The organism is Streptomyces sp. BRA346 (assembly GCF_052851135.1).
The window spans coordinates 41,473-54,584 of the sequence record NZ_JAIWIH010000030.1 but is presented as its reverse complement, the minus strand read 5'-3'; the positions used below and the strand labels follow the sequence as shown (position 1 = coordinate 54,584).

The following is a 13,112-nucleotide window of genomic DNA, read 5'->3' as shown; positions in this document are numbered from 1 at the left end:
CGGCCCTGCTCTGGACGAGCTGATCGCCGCCTTCGACGAGGTCAACGGACTGGCCGACCCAGTGGGGCCGTGGCGGACAAGCAGGCCAAGCTCACCGCCGAGCCGCGGCCCGGTGCCGGGGCGGCCGTGTGAGGTTCCTTGGCCCGGTCCGTCGCCTGTGACGGTGACATGACGGACATCCCGTCGGCGAACGGGAGTTGGCTTCATGTGGTGACGCGGGCGACGGCGCCCAATCGTGACCTGGGCTGATCCTCAGCGGCTGGCGTACGTATAGGAGAGCAGCGCGACCGGCATTGCCGCGCAGGCCACCAGGCAGATCACCCACGCCGGTACCCCGAAGAAGCGGGTGCCCTCGTCGTCCTCGTGCGGTTCAGTGCCCACGCACTCCGGTCGTCGGCATGCCCCAACGGTCCTGATCTTCATGGTCGTCTACCGCTTCCGCGTCCAGGTGAGAACCACCGCCATCAGTGCTCAGAGCGTAGCGACCGGTAAGGCCGCGACCATGCAACCGCTCGACCCTCGCGCCATGCCCTGATCGCTACACGGAGGCGGCTCACGGTGCTTCCTGGCGTTGTTGTTCTTGCCGTGCTTCCCCTTACCTGCGCCGTTCGCCTTGTCCTGGTACTCGCTGTAGTCGCTCACGATGCCGTCTCCCCGGATGGACCAGAGCGGTGTCGACGGGACTCCCGCGTGGGCGCCTGGTCGGGGCCGTGGCGGTCCGGGAGGCTCTGCTCGAACGGATCGCGCTGCTTGGGGAAGGTGGGTGCGCAGCGGGGGCAGGCGTACAGGGTGCGGCCGCCGACGCTGGAGCCGTGCTCGATGGCGACCACGACCGGGGTGCTGGTGGTCTTGTCGCAGCGGGCGCAGACCTGGGGCATCATCGGGCCGTCGCCCCCTCGGTGGGCTCGGAGACGGCTCGTGACAGGGCCTCGCGCAGCCGGTCGGCGTCGGTCAGGTACCGGTCGGGGCCGATCGGGATCTGCCAGTGGAGGCGGGGGCCGGTGGTGTGTGCGGCCGGAGGTACGCCGACGTAGGTGACTCCGGCGCGGTCGGCGCCGAGGGCGTGGATCTCCTGCCGCAGGCGCTGCCAGGTCTGGGCGTGGCCCGCGGGGATGAGCCAGTACATGAGCCCGTAGTCGGCGATGACGGCGCCGGTCTCCTCGCCGAGTAACGCGAGTGCGCGTTCGCCGATGTCGGCGGGGGCGCGTACGACGTCCCAGTACTCACCGACCTCGATCATCTCAACGTCGCCGCCACCCGGGGGCGTCCACGGCAGGGCTCTGGTCGTCGTCATCGCGGCTGCCCATCTCGGAAGGGAACCGCCAGTGCTGGGTTCATGCTCCGAGGTAACCGGAAGCGCCCTGTGAGCCATCAGGTCACAACCCAGGCAGTTACCGTCCGCGGAACAGGACAGTTTTACCTGGAGGGTAGGTCCGGGCAGATCTACCGTCAGAGCCCGCAGGCGCAGGGGAGACTGCCGTATGCCGAAACAGCGGAACACCAGGCTGGAGGCGCTGCTGCTGGAGTTCGGCTACACCCACGAGCAGCTGGCCGACGAGGTCAACCGGATCGCAGAAGCCCTGCTCGGCAAGCCGAGGACGTGCACCGACCGTCATGTCCGCCGCTGGGTCGCGGGCGACGTGCAGTGGCCCTGGGCGCAGTACCTTCTCCCGCTACAAGAGATCTTCGGCCGCAGCCCCGAGGCGATGGGTTTCGTACCGCGAGGCAAGTCTTCGCGTGTCCCTTCTCCTCCGCAGCGATCGGCTCCCGTGAAGGAGGTGCGACCCGTGCGGCGCAGAGAGTTCATCACGGCCGGACTGGCCGCTGCCGTCGGCCTGGACGCCATCCCCGCAGCCGGACGGCTGGGGAGCACGGACGTCGACCGCATTCGTCGGATCGTCCCGGCCCTCTATACGCACGACCACGCCCTCGGAGGAGGCGCACTCCACACCGTCGCCACGGAAGCCCTCCACCGAGTGCGTGACGCCGTGAACCGCTGTAGCTATGGCGAACGCGTTGAGATGCAGCTCTACGCCGCCGTCGGCGATCTGGCCGCGTCAGCGGGCTGGTTCGCGTACGACGCGGGCCACCAGCGAGAGGCGACCACCCTCTACAACGAGGCGTTACAGGCCGCGATTCTCGCCAGGGACGGCGCCCTTCAGGCCCGAGTCTGGTCAAATCTGGCGATGCAAGCCCGCCTGCTCGGTCGTGACCAGGAGGCGGTACGTATCGGCCGTGCCGCAGTGGAAACCCGGCAGGCCAAGCGAGATCTGTGGCTCATGACGCTGCTTCACTGCCGCCAGGCGGTCGGACACGCACGGGTCGGCGAACGCTCCCGGGCCGAGCGCTCGTTAGCCCGTGCCGAAACCACGTACGACCGTGCTTCGGGCCAGCCGGAGGCGTGGCTGGCATTCCTCACCACGGCCGAACTGGCCGGGCTGGCGGGCGCGGCTCACCAGGCCCTCGGTCAGCATCGCCGAGCACAACAGCTCACCGCTTGCGCATTGGACATGCTGGAACCGCGCTTTGAACGAAACCGCTTCTACTACACGGTCCAGCGTGCTCAGGCCCTTCTCGACAGCGGGGAAGTGGAAGAAGCCGTTGCGGAGGCTACCCGCGCTTCCTCCATGAACAACCGGGTCCAAAGCGAACGAGTACGCGACAGGTTTGCGGACCTGCGACGCGCGATCGGCCGACACCAACGCGTATCGGCAGCAGCAGACTTCTTACAGCAGACGCGGCACATGGAGGGGTGACATGAAGGACGTGATGGTCGAGTGCCGTGACGCTCCTGGACTCGCGGAGATCCACTCAGAACTGCTGTCGGTGTACGCCGATATCTACGCCGACCGGCTGGGCGAAGAGTTCCACAGCGTGCACCGCTTCGATGAACGCCTGGGATGGAACACGGAAGTTCCCGGATTCGGAGCAGCAGTCGGCTATGCGTATGGTACACCGGTCGGGTTTGCGTTCGGCTGCACGTTGCAGCCAGGTACGCGTTGGTGGAGTGGGCTACGGACATCGGTGCCGGACGAAGCTGTGTTGGAGACGGGGAGCCGTACGTTCGCGCTATCGGAGCTGATGGTGGTCGAGACCGTCCGCGGAACCGGGGCAGCGAAACGGATCCACGACGAGCTGTTGCGCCCGCGGAACGAGGAGCGGGTGACCTTGCTTGTTGAGCAGGCTCACCCGCGGGTTCGTGCCAGGTACGAGGAGTGGGGCTACCGGTGGCTCGGTGAGGTGATGCCGTTCCCCGACGCCCCGTTGTACGACGCGATGGTGTTGCCGCTCGACTGACGCGGTGAAAGCCCTCGCCGGCCTGGAGCCCGAGCAGACAGCCATCCAGGCTGTCAGCGAGGCGGGCGCGACCGTGACTTCGGTATCCGCAGATCCGGTCGCGACCTCCTCCCGCGCAGATGCGTCGGCTGCGTCTGCCGAGAGACCCCGGCGCCTTCACGACAACCTAGCTGTGCTCGCTGTGGACCGTATGGGGCCTCGGCGAGCACTGAATCGACCTCTTCGGTGAGGAAGGGCCTTGTGCCGGGCCTCCGTGTACTCCGTTGGCCCTGGAAGCTTCCCGTCCGGGGCACCCGTTGTCCACGGCGGACGTCAGCCGAGCTTGAGGAGTAGGTCGGTCAGTTCGCTCGGCATGGTGATCATGCAGTCGTGGCCGGTCGGCAGTTGCCAGACCTGGGACGGGGTGCCGTTGGGCTGGATCGGGGGGACGGGGCGGCGGGGCCAGCCCTTGGGCTCGCCGACCACGCAGTGGATGTGGGCCCGGGGGATGGTGTTCACGGCCGGGTTGTCCAGGCGGACCGGTTGCTGGAGGCAGCGGACCGACTGGTCCGACAGGGTCGTGCGGAGCCAGGCGGCGTCTGCCGGGTCGGTGACCCCGAACAGGCCCGTGAGCGGCTCCATTTCGAGCAGGGGTGGGACGCGCCAGCCGCTCTCGGACCGGAGGGCGCCGTCGATCAGGTCCTGGGTTATGGGCATGACGTCGGCCGCGCTCTCGCCGTCCTGCGGGACCATCGCGTCGAGGTAGACCAGGTGCGCGATCCGGTCCGGGATGCGGTTGGCCGCGGAGGAGATGACCAGACCGGCGTAGCTGTGGCCCACGAGGATCACGTCGGTGAGGTTCTCGTCGGTGATCAGCCTGACGATGTCGTCGACGTGGGTGTCGAGCCCTACGTCGCGGCTGAGCAGATGCGCCCGGTCGCCGTGGCCGGTGAGGGATGGCGCGAGCGCGCGGTGTCCGGCCGAGGCGAGGAGCGGGACCACGCGTTCCCAGCACTGTCCGCTGTGCCAGGCGCCGTGTACCAGTAGATACGTTGACATGGTTGTCACGCTCCTCGTCTCGTCGTCGGTGACGATCACGCTGCCGCTCGGGGCCCGGCCGTGCCAGAGTCCCCGCGATCCTGGGGGTGGCAGGACCAGGCACGTGCGCGACGGCGCGATTACCGTCGACGCATGAGCGACGAACCGAACCTGCTGGGCGATTACGTACGCGCCCGCCGCGAGCTCGTCACCCCGGAGCAGGTCGGCATTCCCGCCGTGGGGCTACGGCGCGTGCCGGGGCTGCGCCGGGAAGAGGTCGCGATGCTCGCGGGCATCAGCGCCGACTACTACCTGCGCCTGGAGCAGGGCCGCGACCGCAACCCCTCCGTGCAGGTCCTCGAATCCCTCGCCCGCGTGCTGCGGCTCGACGACGAGGCGACGGCGCACCTGTTGCGCCTCGGTGCCGCCAAACCCCGACGGCCCCGGCGGCGGCCCCGGCGGGAGACCGTCCCGGCGGGCATCGCCCAGCTCGTCGCCACGCTCCCGCTCCCCGCACACGTCGAGGGCCGCTACTTCGACGTGCTCGCCGCCAACGCCTTGGCCACCGCCCTGTCGCCGCGGGTCGCGGTGGGAGCCAACCGCCTGCGCGACCTGTTCCTCGACCCCGCCGAGCACGCGCTCTACCCGGGCTGGGAGAGCGCGACCGTGGATCTGGTCGCCGGTTTCCGCGAGTCCGTCGGCACCGATTTGGACGACCCCCGCTTCATCGAGCTCGTCGGCGAGCTCTCCCTCGCCAGCCCCCGCTTCAGTCGCCTCTGGGCCCGGCACGACGTACGAACGTGCGCGGGGGCGTCCATGCGCCTCGACCATCCCCAGGTCGGTGCCCTCCAGCTGAAGGTCGAGCGGCTGGGTGTCAGCGCCGCGCCCGGCCAGGTGCTCGTCATCCACCACCCGGCCCCCGGCACCGACAGCGGCGACAAGTTGGCCCTCCTCGCCTCCGCCACGCGGACACGAGCGGATGCCGACCGCGGGGTGCGGACGCCGTGAGTCGGTGCCGGGTCGATCACGTCCATCGCCGTGTCGATTCCGCAGACGTGGCCGACCTCAGGGGTGCCTACCCACTTAAAAGTGGGTACTTGAGCGTCTTGGCGTTCAGCGACGAGTCTTTGCGGCATGGGACATGACGCGAAGAAAGTTTCCGTACTCGGGCTTGGTGCCATGGGTGCCGCCATCGCTCGTTCTTGGCTCGCCTCGGGGTACGAGGTGACGGTGTGGAACCGCACCGCAGGGCGGGCCGAGGCGCTGGTCGGCGAGGGGGCGACGGTTGCGGGGGCGGTCACCGAGGCGGTGGCGGCCAGTGGGCTTGTGGTGGTGTGCCTGCTCGATGACGCCTCGGTCGGGGAGGTGCTGGACGACGTCGATCTGACGGGCAAGGACCTGGTCAACGTCACCACGAGCACCCCCGGGGAGGCCCGTGAGCGGGCGGAGTGGGCGGGCGCGCGCGGGGCGCGGTATGTGGGCGGCGGGATCATGGCCGTTCCGCCGATGATCGGGGTTCCGGATTCCGGTGCGTACGTCTTCTACAGCGGGTCGCCGGAGCTGTTCGCGGCGCACCGCGAGACGCTGGCCGTCCCGGCGAGTGCCCGGTATGTCGGTGAGGACGCTGGGTTGGCCGCGCTGCATGATGTGGCGCTGCTGAGCGGCATGACCGGCATGTTCGCCGGGGTGTCGCATGCCTTCGCGCTGATGCGCGGGACGGACGTCGCTCCGAAGGAGTTCGCGGGGCTGATGGTTGGGTGGCTTACGGCCATGGCTCCGTACGCGTACGGGGTTGCCGCGCAGTTGGAGAGCGGCGACTACACCCTCGGCGTGACGTCGAACCTCGCCATGATGGTCGAGGGCAACGGGACGCTGCTGCGTACCGCCGAGGAGCAGGGCATCAGCGCGGAGTTGCTCACACCCTTCATGGCGCTCATGGAGCGGCGTCTCGCCGCGGGGCACGGGGAGGAGGGCACGGCCGGGGTGATCGATCTGTTGCGTCGCTGAGTCGGGTCAGGCCGCGCGGCCGAACGTGCGGAGTCGGGTGAAGGAGGACTCCAGGCCGCGCTTGAGGAGGCGGGCCGCCGGGCGTTCCACGAAGCGGTGCACCAGCCAGCTCAGGGCCAGGAAGCCGGAGACGACGAGGACGAGGAGCAGCCGGGGATCCGTGGTGTCGTGGAGGCGGCTGATCAGCGACACGCCCGCGACGTAGTGCATCAGGTAGAGCGGGTAGGTCAGGCAGCCCGCGGTGACCAGCCACTTCCAGCGGATGCGGTCGGTGTAGCCGAGTGCGACGGCCACCATGACGAGCAGGAACACCGTGAAGATCAGGACGGCGCCGCGCCAGCTGGAGACGTCTTCGTACGCGACCCGCAGCGCCAGCTCGCGCTGGGCCATCAGCCACGCCATGGCGAGGATGCCCCAGAGCAGCAGGTCCTGGCCGAAGCGGTGCATGAGGTAGAGGGCGAGGCCCGCGATGAAGTACCAGGCGCCGCTCGGGTCGGCCGCCAGGACCAGGAGCGGGAACTTGGACACGGGGGCCAGCATCGCGGCCGCGCCCCATACGCAGCAGAAGACGACGACCCTGCGGTACGTCAGGCCCATGGCGACCACGACCATGAAGAGCAGGTAGAAGCGCAGCTCCGACCAGAGGGTCCAGTAGACGAGGTCGACGTCGGGGACGTTGGAACCCGACTGGAGCATGGTGAAGTTGAGCAGGATGTCCCGCCCCGGGGGTCGTTCCCAGACGCCCGGCAGGGCGATCATGCTGGCCGTGGTGAAGGCCACGCCGACCCAGTACGCGGGGTAGAGGCGGATCACGCGGGAGACGAAGAAGTCCTTCGGGGTGCGGCCCCAGCACGACATGCAGATGACGAAGCCGCTGATCACGAAGAAGATCTCCACGCCGATCCAGCCGAAGGACGCGAAGTGGAACAGCGTGGGCATGATCTCGGAGGCCGGGCGGTCCCAGATCGCATTGTCCGGCTGGTTGGCGCGGTTGGTGCCGGCGTAGTGGTGCAGGGCCACCATGAGGGCGGCGACCAGGCGGATGCCGTCGATGACGTACAGCCGGGGCCGGGCCCGGCGGGCCCGCCGGGCGGTCACGAGCTTCCGGGGCGGGGCCGTCCGCGGCGGTGGCTCGGCTACGGCGACGCCGCCGTGAGCGCCGCCTCCGTGCGATTCGACGGCCGGGGGAAGCGGCTGCTGAAACCTGACCTGCATCAGACCTGCGTCATCCTCACGAGGGGAACGAGGGGAACCGACGGAACCTGGGCGCGACCTTGGGCGCGACGGCCACGGGCGGTTCACGCTACGTCCCTTGCGCCCTGCCCAGTCCGGACAGACGGCGGCAATTCGGGCAGGGTGGAGGCGTCGTTCCGGAAAGCCTCCTGGGTACGCCGCGCAGTGTTCTCCGACGCTTCACTCACTCAGCGGCTCGTGAGGCGGGCAAAGGCCGTCTGGAGTGTTCAATTTCCGCTTTGGGGGCGTGAGGTAACGATCAATAAAGGTCAGGGCCGCATGGCGGGCGGGACACGGGCGTAGGCTCGCGGCGCACGTTTGCGTGATGGAGTGTCAGGAGCTGTAGTGATGACCGAGCAGTCCTCCGCCCACGACGGGCCCCTGATCCCGATGCCGGTCCTCACTCCGTCGGCGCTGCGGGCGGCGGTCGCCCAGATCGCGCCCGGGGAGCTGCCCGCCTTCGTCGAGCATCTGGACCGGGCGGTCGAGCAGGCCGCGCGGAACGGCACGATCGCTCCGCTGCGTACGTTCCTCCAGTGGTGGGGCGAGTTCGTCGCCATTCAGCGCTATCCGGCCCGGGCCGCGCGGCTGCGGGAGTTGGAGGTCGTGGCCGAGGAGGCGACGGACCGGGAGGCGCTGGGGTCGGCGCTGGCCGAGATGCGGCAGATCATGGACGCGGCGCTTCGGGAGACGCCCGCAGTAGGGCGGTAGCCGCCTCGCGCATCTCCTGTTCGACGGCGGGCGCTTGGCCCCGGAGCTCCTCCCAGGCGAGCTGGAGTCCGAGGAAGCGGTCGGTGACGCTCGTGGCGTGGGGTGACCGCTCAAGGTGGGAGGCGCACCAGTAGATCTCGTCGCTCGCGTCGTACGGGGAGAGGTCCCCCCGGAGCAGGGACTGCGCGGCCCAGCGCATGCGGTAGCGCCAGGCGGTCTCCGGGTGGGGCCGGGGGAAGCCGAGTTCCGCCATGGCCTGCCAGAAGAGTTCGCGGGACGCGTCGGTGCGGGACAGCCCGGCCAGGGTACGGAGGGCCGGGCTGTCCACGCCGCGGGCTAGGGCTTCGGCGGCGAGCATGGGCAGCTCATGGGTCGACTGTTCTCCGAGGACGAGGTCGACCGCCGTGGTGCGCAGGTGTTTCACGGGGTGACCGTAAGCCGCGAACGTGGTGGCGTCAGGTCAATTTCGCTTGGCCCTGCGCTCCCGGGCGAAATGCCGTGCGGGCGGGGAGTGTAGGGGGAATCGCAGGGCGGGGTGGGTGCTTTTGTGCACTCCTGACGAACGCATTTTTTTGCGACAGGCAAAGTTTAGTGTTTCGCGTACTCCAGCACCCCCACCAGGAGGCACGATGACCACTCATGGGCGCAGCAGTCACGGCGCAGCGTCGAACCGCAGCCGCATGATCGCCGTCGGGGCCGCCTTGGCGGCGGTGGTCGCGGGGGCGGGGATCTGGGTCTCCCAGGCGGATGACGGGGGGAGCCAGTCGGTGACGGACAGCGGTATGCCGTCCGCGCACGGCGGGATGGGGGCCGGGGCGGCGGCCGCGTCGGGAGGGGATGCCGCCAATTCGGGGCCGCTGAGCGAGCTGGACAAGACGTTCCTGGTCAAGGTCCGCCAGGCCGGGCTGTGGGAGATCCCGGCCGGGCGGATGGCGCAGACCCAGGCGTCGAGCGAGGCGATCAAGCGGGCCGGGACGCATCTGCTCGACGGGCACAGCAAGCTCGACCAGCTGGTGCGCGAGGACGCGAAGGCGCTGTCCTCGCCCATACCGGACGAAGCATCGGCCGAACAGCAGGAGTGGGTCGAGCAGTTGAAGGCCGCCGACGGCGAGAAGTTCGACCAGCTCTTCGTGGATCTGCTGCGCGCCTCGCACGGGAAGATCTTCATCACCATCGGCGAGGTCCGCGCCGCCACCAAGAACCATATGATCCGGCGGCTGGCCCAGGAGACCAACGACACCGTGATGGACCACATGACGGTGTTGGAGGACACCGGGCTGGTGACGGACGCGGTGCTGGATGACGTCGGGGCCAGCGTGCCGAAGTAGCGGGGGCCGCGTGAGCGGCGGGGCTCAGGGGATCAGTACGACCTTCCCCATCGTCGCCCGCGTCTCCAGCGCCCGGTGCGCCGCGGCCGTCTCGGCGAGGGGGAAGCGGTGCACGGAGGGTACGAGGCGGCCGCTCGCCGCCTCCGCCATCGCGCGCTCCTCCAGGGTGCGCATCGGGTCCGGGCCGCCGGCCTTCTCCAGCATCGGCTGGCCGAGGACGGACCGCGAGGTGATGCCGCGCGCTGCCGGCTCCCCTTCGGCGAACTCCAGCGGTCCGCCGCTGTGCGGCCCGCCCGCGGACCAGCCGAAGACGAGATGGCGGCCGCCGGGACCGAGCAGGTCCACGGCCGCGCGGCCCGGCCCGCCGCCGACCCCGTCGAAGAGGATGGTGGGGTTACGGGACGGGCCCAGTGCGGTGCGGACCTGCCGTGGCCAGTCCGGGGCGTCGTAGTCGACGGCGAGATCCGCGCCCAACTCACGGACGCGCGCCAGCTTCGCCGGGCCGCCCGCGAGCCCCACGACCGTGGCGCCCGCGTGCTTCGCGTACTGGACGACGAGCTGGCCGATGCCGCCCGCCGCCGAGGTCACCAGGGCCACGTCGTCGGCGGTCAGCTCCGCGAACTGGAGGATGCCCATGGCCGTACGCCCCGTACCGATCATGGCGACGCCCTGTGCCGCGTCCAGCGATTCCGGGAGGGCGTGCAGCTTGGCGGCGGGGGCCACGGCCAGTTCGGCGTAGCCGCCCGGGACCATGCCGAGGTGGGCGACGACGCGTCTGCCGAGCCACGCCGGGTCGGTGCCCTCGCCCAGGGCCTCCACGGTGCCCGCGACCTCGCGGCCGGGGATGGTGGGCAGATCGGGGGCGGGGTGGACGGCGGTGGTCTGGCCCTCGCGCAGCGCGGTGTCCAGCAGGTGCACCCCGGCGGCGGCGACCGCGATGCGTACCTGGCCGGGGCCGGGCTCGGGGTCGTCGGTCTTCTCGTACGTCAGGTTCTCGGCGGGGCCGAAGGCGTGCAGGCGGACGGCGTGCATGGCGTCTCCCGAACGGTGAGGCGCACCGTGCTGTGGTGGTGCGCGACCATGCCGTCAGCCTCCGACTTCAACCAAGGTTGAAGTCAAGGCGTCAGACGCGGGGGAAACGGGCCTGGAGGTCCCAGACCACCGGGTTGTCGCCCAGCCCCTCGTGCAGGTCGACGAGGTCGGCGATCAGATCCTGGAGGAAGTCGCGGGCCTCGCGGCGCAGCGCGGAGTGCTGGAAGGTCAGCGGTGCCTCTTCGAGCGGCACCCAGTCGGCGGTGATGTCGACCCAGCCGAAGCGGCGCTCGAAGAGCATGCGGTCGGCCGATTCGGTGAAGTCCAGCTCCTCGTGGATGGCCCGGGCGGACCGGCTGCCGCGCGGGTCGCGGTCCAGCCGTTCCACGATGTCGCACAGCGCCCATGCGAAGTCGAGCACCGGAACCCATCCCCAGGCTGTGGACAGTTCACGGTCGGCCACGGTGTCGGCGAGATAGACGTCGCCGCAGAACAGATCGTGGCGCAGCGCGTGCACATCCGCGCTCCGGTAGTCCGTCTGCGGCGGGTCCGGGAAGCGGCGGGAGAGGGAGTAGCCCAGGTCGATCACGGGGTTGATGGTGTCATGGGGGGCTTGGGGGACAGGCGGGTAGGGCGCCGGGGCGGGCCCGGCACCCTACGCACCAGCACCAGCACCAGCACCAGCAGCGCGGCGTCGGCAGCTCAGCACCAGCGCCTTACGTACCGGCGCCTCAGTGCCCGCGCGCGATCCACTCCTCCAGGTGCGGCGCCTCGTCCGCGATCAGCGTCGGGTCGCCGTGCCCGGTGCGGACGACGGTCTGCGGCGGCAGGGCGAACAGCCGCTCCCGGATGGACTCGATGATCGTCTCGAACGAGGAGTACGAGCGCCCGGTGGCGCCCGGTCCGCCCTGGAAGAGGGTGTCCCCGGAGAACACGGTGGTCAGGGCGGGGGCGTGCAGGCAGACCGCGCCGGGGGAGTGGCCGGGGGTGTGCAGGACGCGCAGCTGCGTACCGCCGACGGTGAGCACGTCGCCGTCGGCCAGCGGCTTGTCCGGGGCGCGGTCGGGGTGGCGCATCCGCCACAGCACCTCGTCGTCCGGGTGCAGCAGGATCGGGGCGCCGGTGCGGTCGGCGACGTCCGGGGCCGCGTCGATGTGGTCGTCGTGCCCGTGCGTACAGATGACCCCGAGCAGTCGGCGGTCGCCGATGGCCTCGACGATCGCGTCCGCGTCGTGGGCGGCGTCGATGACGTACACCTCGTGGTCGTCGCCGATGAGCCAGACGTTGTTGTCGACGTCCCAGGTGCCGCCGTCCAGCGAGAAGGTGCCGGAGGTGACCAGGTGGTCGATGCGGACGGGCGGAGGGGTCATCGCGGCGTCACCACCAGAGGTCATCAGAGCATCACCACCGAGCGCAGGACGTCGCCGCGGTGCATCTTCTCGAACGCCGCCTCGATGTCGTCGAGCCCGATGGTCTCGCTGACGAAGGCGTCCAGGTCGAGCCGTCCCTGCTGGTAGAGGTCGATCAGCAGGGGGAAGTCGCGGGACGGCAGACAGTCCCCGTACCAGGAGGACTTGAGGGCGCCGCCGCGTCCGAAGACGTCGATGAGCGGCAGTTCGAGCTTCATCTCCGGGGTGGGCACGCCGACCAGGACGACGGTGCCGGCCAGGTCGCGGGCGTAGAAGGCCTGCCGGTACGTCTCGGGGCGGCCGACCGCCTCGATCACCACGTCCGCGCCGTTGCCGTCGGTCAGCTCGCGGATGGCCTCGACGACGTCGGTGGTCTTGCCGTTGACGGTGTGGGTGGCGCCGAGGGAGCGGGCCTGCTCCAGCTTCCGGTCGTCCACGTCCACCGCGATGATCTTCGCGGCACCGGCGAGCCGGGATCCGGCGATCGAGGCGCCGCCGACTCCGCCGCAGCCGATGACCGCGACCGCGTCGCCGCGTCCGACGTTGCCGGTGTTGATGGCGGCGCCGATCCCCGCCATCACCCCGCAGCCGAGCAGCCCGGCGGCGGCCGGGGAGGCGGACGGGTCGACCTTGGTGCACTGGCCCGCCGCGACCAGCGTCTTCTCGGCGAACGCGCCGATGCCGAGGGCCGGGGTCAGGGCGGTGCCGTCGGTGAGCGTCATGGGCTGGGACGCGTTGTGGGTGGCGAAGCAGTACCAGGGGCGGCCGCGGCGGCAGGCCCGGCACTGGCCGCAGACCGCGCGCCAGTTGAGGATCACGTAGTCGCCGGGGGCCACCTCGGTGACGCCGTCGCCGACGGACTCCACGACGCCCGCCGCCTCGTGCCCGAGGAGGAACGGGAAGTCGTCGTTGATGCCGCCTTCCCGGTAGTGCAGATCGGTGTGGCAGACGCCGCACGCCTGGACCTTCACCACCGCCTCGCCCGGGCCGGGGTCCGGCACCACGATCGTCTCGATCCGGACCTGCTCGCCTCTGCCGGGGGCCACCACGCCGCGTACGTGTTGAGTCATGGGAGCAG

General features: G+C 70.2%; 15 protein-coding genes and 1 pseudogene. 6 read left to right on the top strand and 10 right to left on the bottom strand.

Translation table 11 applies throughout. The features are described 5' to 3' along the window. Positions 1–252: 252 nt before the first annotated feature. The 3 genes from LCH29_RS30840 to LCH29_RS30830 all read right to left on the bottom strand — a co-directional run bounded on the left by LCH29_RS30840 (position 253) and on the right by LCH29_RS30830 (position 1,294). Complete coding sequence (locus tag LCH29_RS30840) at positions 253–381, bottom strand: hypothetical protein (protein WP_446464983.1); 129 nt, start codon at positions 379–381, stop codon at positions 253–255. A 257-nt stretch (positions 382–638) separates the two neighbouring features. Continuing rightward, positions 639–881 carry a hypothetical protein gene (locus tag LCH29_RS30835; RefSeq protein ID WP_446464982.1) on the bottom strand — a complete coding sequence of 81 codons (243 nt, stop codon included), beginning with the start codon at positions 879–881 and terminating at the stop codon, positions 639–641. Then, complete coding sequence (locus LCH29_RS30830; RefSeq protein ID WP_446464981.1) at positions 878–1,294, bottom strand: hypothetical protein; 417 nt, start codon at positions 1,292–1,294, stop codon at positions 878–880. The genes LCH29_RS30835 and LCH29_RS30830 overlap by 4 nt, the downstream gene beginning before the upstream one ends. A gap of 187 nt (positions 1,295–1,481) precedes the next feature. Between LCH29_RS30830 and LCH29_RS30825 the strand changes: the two genes are divergently transcribed. Next, positions 1,482–2,756 (top strand): hypothetical protein, encoded by a 1,275-nt coding sequence (locus LCH29_RS30825; protein WP_446464980.1) that lies wholly within the window; start codon positions 1,482–1,484, stop codon positions 2,754–2,756. A gap of 1 nt (position 2,757) precedes the next feature. Then, entirely contained in the window at positions 2,758–3,297 is a 540-nt protein-coding gene (locus LCH29_RS30820; protein WP_446464979.1) for an N-acetyltransferase, read from the top strand. Between the two features lie 312 nt (positions 3,298–3,609). On the opposite strand, the gene LCH29_RS30815 is transcribed toward LCH29_RS30820, so the two are convergent. Further along, a complete protein-coding gene (locus LCH29_RS30815; RefSeq protein ID WP_446464978.1) occupies positions 3,610–4,335 on the bottom strand; it encodes an alpha/beta fold hydrolase in 726 nt (241 codons plus the stop codon). Positions 4,336–4,467: 132 nt separating this feature from the next. Between LCH29_RS30815 and LCH29_RS30810 the strand changes: the two genes are divergently transcribed. Together LCH29_RS30810 and LCH29_RS30805 are read left to right on the top strand one after the other, a co-directional pair. After that, entirely contained in the window at positions 4,468–5,322 is an 855-nt protein-coding gene (locus LCH29_RS30810) for a helix-turn-helix domain-containing protein (protein ID WP_446464977.1), read from the top strand. A gap of 111 nt (positions 5,323–5,433) precedes the next feature. Next, positions 5,434–6,321: pseudogene (locus LCH29_RS30805) on the top strand (NAD(P)-dependent oxidoreductase); the annotation flags it as partial. Between the two features lie 6 nt (positions 6,322–6,327). Here the strand turns inward: LCH29_RS30805 and LCH29_RS30800 are convergent. Then, entirely contained in the window at positions 6,328–7,536 is a 1,209-nt protein-coding gene (locus tag LCH29_RS30800; protein ID WP_446464976.1) for an acyltransferase family protein, read from the bottom strand. A 366-nt stretch (positions 7,537–7,902) separates the two neighbouring features. Between LCH29_RS30800 and LCH29_RS30795 the strand changes: the two genes are divergently transcribed. Continuing rightward, positions 7,903–8,265 (top strand): DUF6247 family protein, encoded by a 363-nt coding sequence (locus LCH29_RS30795; RefSeq protein ID WP_446464975.1) that lies wholly within the window; start codon positions 7,903–7,905, stop codon positions 8,263–8,265. Here LCH29_RS30795 and LCH29_RS30790 read toward each other — a convergent pair. Beyond that, a complete protein-coding gene (locus tag LCH29_RS30790) occupies positions 8,222–8,689 on the bottom strand; it encodes a hypothetical protein (RefSeq protein ID WP_446464974.1) in 468 nt (155 codons plus the stop codon). The genes LCH29_RS30795 and LCH29_RS30790 overlap by 44 nt on opposite strands. Before the next feature lie 205 nt (positions 8,690–8,894). Between LCH29_RS30790 and LCH29_RS30785 the strand changes: the two genes are divergently transcribed. Further along, positions 8,895–9,593 (top strand): DUF4142 domain-containing protein, encoded by a 699-nt coding sequence (locus tag LCH29_RS30785; RefSeq protein WP_446464973.1) that lies wholly within the window; start codon positions 8,895–8,897, stop codon positions 9,591–9,593. A 24-nt stretch (positions 9,594–9,617) separates the two neighbouring features. Here the strand turns inward: LCH29_RS30785 and LCH29_RS30780 are convergent, their stop codons facing one another. The 4 genes from LCH29_RS30780 to LCH29_RS30765 all read right to left on the bottom strand — a co-directional run bounded on the left by LCH29_RS30780 (position 9,618) and on the right by LCH29_RS30765 (position 13,104). Continuing rightward, on the bottom strand, positions 9,618–10,625 hold the full coding sequence (locus LCH29_RS30780; protein WP_446464972.1) for a zinc-binding dehydrogenase: 1,008 nt from the start codon (positions 10,623–10,625) through the stop codon (positions 9,618–9,620). A 91-nt stretch (positions 10,626–10,716) separates the two neighbouring features. Continuing rightward, positions 10,717–11,214 carry a hypothetical protein gene (locus LCH29_RS30775; RefSeq protein WP_123105158.1) on the bottom strand — a complete coding sequence of 166 codons (498 nt, stop codon included), beginning with the start codon at positions 11,212–11,214 and terminating at the stop codon, positions 10,717–10,719. 142 nt (positions 11,215–11,356) lie between these two features. Beyond that, positions 11,357–11,995 (bottom strand): MBL fold metallo-hydrolase, encoded by a 639-nt coding sequence (locus LCH29_RS30770; protein ID WP_446465006.1) that lies wholly within the window; start codon positions 11,993–11,995, stop codon positions 11,357–11,359. Between the two features lie 23 nt (positions 11,996–12,018). Continuing rightward, positions 12,019–13,104 carry an S-(hydroxymethyl)mycothiol dehydrogenase gene (locus tag LCH29_RS30765; RefSeq protein WP_446464971.1) on the bottom strand — a complete coding sequence of 362 codons (1,086 nt, stop codon included), beginning with the start codon at positions 13,102–13,104 and terminating at the stop codon, positions 12,019–12,021. Between the last annotated feature and the right edge of the window lie 8 nt (positions 13,105–13,112).

What these genes read in the sequence shown, in the direction of transcription:
- LCH29_RS30815 (WP_446464978.1), bottom strand. Translation starts at nt 4,335, where the DNA reads ATGTCAACGTATCTACTGGTACACGGCGCCTGGCACAGCGGACAGTGC.
- LCH29_RS30835 (WP_446464982.1), bottom strand. Translation starts at nt 881, where the DNA reads ATGATGCCCCAGGTCTGCGCCCGCTGCGACAAGACCACCAGCACCCCG.
- LCH29_RS30800 (WP_446464976.1), bottom strand. Translation starts at nt 7,536, where the DNA reads ATGCAGGTCAGGTTTCAGCAGCCGCTTCCCCCGGCCGTCGAATCGCAC.
- LCH29_RS30825 (WP_446464980.1), top strand. Translation starts at nt 1,482, where the DNA reads ATGCCGAAACAGCGGAACACCAGGCTGGAGGCGCTGCTGCTGGAGTTC.
- LCH29_RS30795 (WP_446464975.1), top strand. Translation starts at nt 7,903, where the DNA reads ATGACCGAGCAGTCCTCCGCCCACGACGGGCCCCTGATCCCGATGCCG.
- LCH29_RS30810 (WP_446464977.1), top strand. Translation starts at nt 4,468, where the DNA reads ATGAGCGACGAACCGAACCTGCTGGGCGATTACGTACGCGCCCGCCGC.
- LCH29_RS30830 (WP_446464981.1), bottom strand. Translation starts at nt 1,294, where the DNA reads ATGACGACGACCAGAGCCCTGCCGTGGACGCCCCCGGGTGGCGGCGAC.
- LCH29_RS30785 (WP_446464973.1), top strand. Translation starts at nt 8,895, where the DNA reads ATGACCACTCATGGGCGCAGCAGTCACGGCGCAGCGTCGAACCGCAGC.
- LCH29_RS30780 (WP_446464972.1), bottom strand. Translation starts at nt 10,625, where the DNA reads ATGCACGCCGTCCGCCTGCACGCCTTCGGCCCCGCCGAGAACCTGACG.
- LCH29_RS30770 (WP_446465006.1), bottom strand. Translation starts at nt 11,995, where the DNA reads ATGACCCCTCCGCCCGTCCGCATCGACCACCTGGTCACCTCCGGCACC.
- LCH29_RS30820 (WP_446464979.1), top strand. Translation starts at nt 2,758, where the DNA reads ATGAAGGACGTGATGGTCGAGTGCCGTGACGCTCCTGGACTCGCGGAG.
- LCH29_RS30765 (WP_446464971.1), bottom strand. Translation starts at nt 13,104, where the DNA reads ATGACTCAACACGTACGCGGCGTGGTGGCCCCCGGCAGAGGCGAGCAG.